The sequence below is a fragment of the Trinickia soli genome (assembly GCF_002879855.1).
Lineage (GTDB): Bacteria > Pseudomonadota > Gammaproteobacteria > Burkholderiales > Burkholderiaceae > Trinickia > Trinickia soli.
Window position 1 is genome coordinate 1 of record NZ_PNYB01000060.1, and the last position, 2,106, is coordinate 2,106.

The 2,106-nt window shown below is 57.3% G+C and carries 2 protein-coding genes and 1 pseudogene; 1 reads left to right on the forward strand and 2 read right to left on the reverse strand.

Annotated features, from left to right (window positions below; translation table 11 throughout):
* Positions 1 to 164 precede the first annotated feature (164 nt).
* Positions 165 to 1,103, reverse strand: a complete 939-nt coding sequence (locus C0Z19_RS27610; RefSeq protein WP_233196318.1) for a LysR family transcriptional regulator — start codon at positions 1,101 to 1,103, stop codon at positions 165 to 167.
* A 90-nt stretch (positions 1,104 to 1,193) separates the two neighbouring features.
* On the opposite strand from C0Z19_RS27610, the gene C0Z19_RS27615 reads away from it, so the two are divergent.
* The gene (locus tag C0Z19_RS27615) at positions 1,194 to 1,589 is read left to right on the forward strand and encodes a GFA family protein (protein WP_102613004.1); all 396 of its coding nucleotides are present in this window, start codon (positions 1,194 to 1,196) and stop codon (positions 1,587 to 1,589) included.
* Positions 1,590 to 1,900: 311 nt separating this feature from the next.
* Here the strand turns inward: C0Z19_RS27615 and C0Z19_RS27620 are convergent.
* Positions 1,901 to 2,106, reverse strand: a pseudogene (locus C0Z19_RS27620) (ABC transporter ATP-binding protein); the annotation flags it as partial.

A 2,106-nucleotide genomic window follows, 5' to 3' on the forward strand; every position in this document is an offset into this window, starting at 1 on the left:
ACACGCATTACCAGAGGCTTCAGCCACTTCGTTACCTCCATGACTGCTCCAGTTGCTTCCGGCTGGAGCGGTTGCCGGGCGGGGCTTGCACCCGCTGGAAAGCGCCACCTTTTCACGGCGCACACCCTGAGCGGTTATTCCCGATGGCGCAAAGCACTTCCTTCTTAGCTGTAGTGCTCCTTCATTTTCCCTGCGAAGAACTGCACAAAGGCCTCCACCTTCTTCGGGCGGTTGCGTGCCTTCGGAAATACGGCATAGATGGCTGGCCATTCTGAGGGCATGTTCATCGCATAGTCGTCCAACAAGCGAATCAAACGTCCGTTGCGCAGATCGTCGTTAACAAGCCATTCTGGCTGAATCGTAATCCCGAGCCCGGTCCGGGCCCATGCGAGCAGCGCGTGCGATTCGTTGCTCGCGTACGCACCTTTAACGGGGATCTTCACCGTGACGCCATCAATCCGATACTCCCAGTGCAAGGAATGCGGCTCATGACGATACAAAAGACATTGATGCTTCAGTAGATCCAAGGGGTGCTCTGGCGCTCCATTCAGTGCAAGGTACCTGGCGCTGGCGCAGGTAATGCGGCGATAAGACAGCAATCGACGAATCATTAGATCGGAATCTTTGGCATGGCCGGCACGAAGGGCAAGGTCAAAGCGATTCCCGACGAGGTCGACAATCCGGTCGCTCACCTGAAGATCGAGATCAATCTTCGGAAACTGCATTGAGAATTCATGCAGATGGGGATAAACGAAAGTCATCGCCACGCCTAAGGGCAGCGTGACGCGAAGGGCGCCACGCGGTTCCGCGGCCAAGCTACGTACAGCGTCTTCTGCCTCCATCGACTGCTCGATGATTCGATTGGCATGCACATACCAAAGCCGCCCGGCTTCCGTGACGTTGATGCGCCGCGTGGTGCGGTCGAGCAGGCGCACGCCGAGTTTCTTTTCCACGCGCGCCAATACACCAGTGACGGTGGCGGGCGCAAGGCCGAGCACGCGTGCGGCCTGCGCCATGCTGCCCGAGTCGACGATCTGGCAGAACACCCGCATGTTGAAAAACTGGTCCATCCAGCAATTATTCAATAAACGTGAAGAATCCATTAACGGCTAGTCACTTTATCAAAGTTTCAACCGGCTGTAGAGTTTTTGCATTGCCTGTCTTCACCTATCACCGACAACCGGGAGAATCTCATGACCCAGCGCGGAAGCTGTCTTTGCCGGCGCGTACAGTACCGCATCCACGGCCCAATGACTGACGTTCTCAACTGCCATTGCTCAATGTGTCGAAAGACGCACGCTGCGGCCTTTCGTACACGTGCCAAGGTGGCGAGCAAAGATTGGGAATGGGTATCAGGAGAGAAACTTGTCAAGTACTACGAGTCCTCGCCGGGCGAACACAAGGGCTTTTGCAGTGAATGTGGATCGAGCCTGTTGACGCGCTTCGACCAGCATCCGGAAGTGGTTGGTTTCCCACTCGGAACTTTGGATACCGATCCGGGCGTGCGGGCAGAGCGGCATGTTTTCGTGGGAAGCAAGGCTCCATGGTTCGACATTGCAGACCAACTTCCCCAACATGAAGAATACTGACGACACAATCCAGGCGAGCGTCTGAAGCCAGCTTTGCACGTCATTTGATTCGCAGCCGAGTACGGGCTCGGTCCACTGCCGCTCATGGCCGAACTACGCCATACGACGCCGTCTCCCCGCTCCGGAGTGCACTGGGACGTCCGGTTGGCAGGTTGCGACCCTGAGCAACCGACCGAGCCTGCATCTGGCGAACGCCAACTGAAGGCTCTAAAACGGACAAAGGGTTGCGGCGGTGTTCTTGGCTCGATAGCCACCATTCGCAGCCGTGCGCTCTCGGTCTCATCGACTTCGGCTAACCGGCCAATCTTGCCTCACTCGCCCAGGTACGCGGCCCGCACCTTCGGATCGTCGAGCATTTGCCTGGCATCGCCCGACATGGTGACCATACCGGAATCCATCACATAGCCGCGGTTAGCCGCTTGCAACGCAAGGCGCGCGTTCTGCTCCACGAGCAGCACGGTGAGGCCTTCCTTCGAAATGTCGCGCACGACTTCGAAGATCTTCTCCACCATGATCG

Excerpts from the sequence above, each read along its gene's own strand:
- C0Z19_RS27610 (WP_233196318.1), bottom strand. The coding sequence starts at position 1,103 with ATGGATTCTTCACGTTTATTGAATAATTGCTGGATGGACCAGTTTTTC.
- C0Z19_RS27615 (WP_102613004.1), top strand. The coding sequence starts at position 1,194 with ATGACCCAGCGCGGAAGCTGTCTTTGCCGGCGCGTACAGTACCGCATC.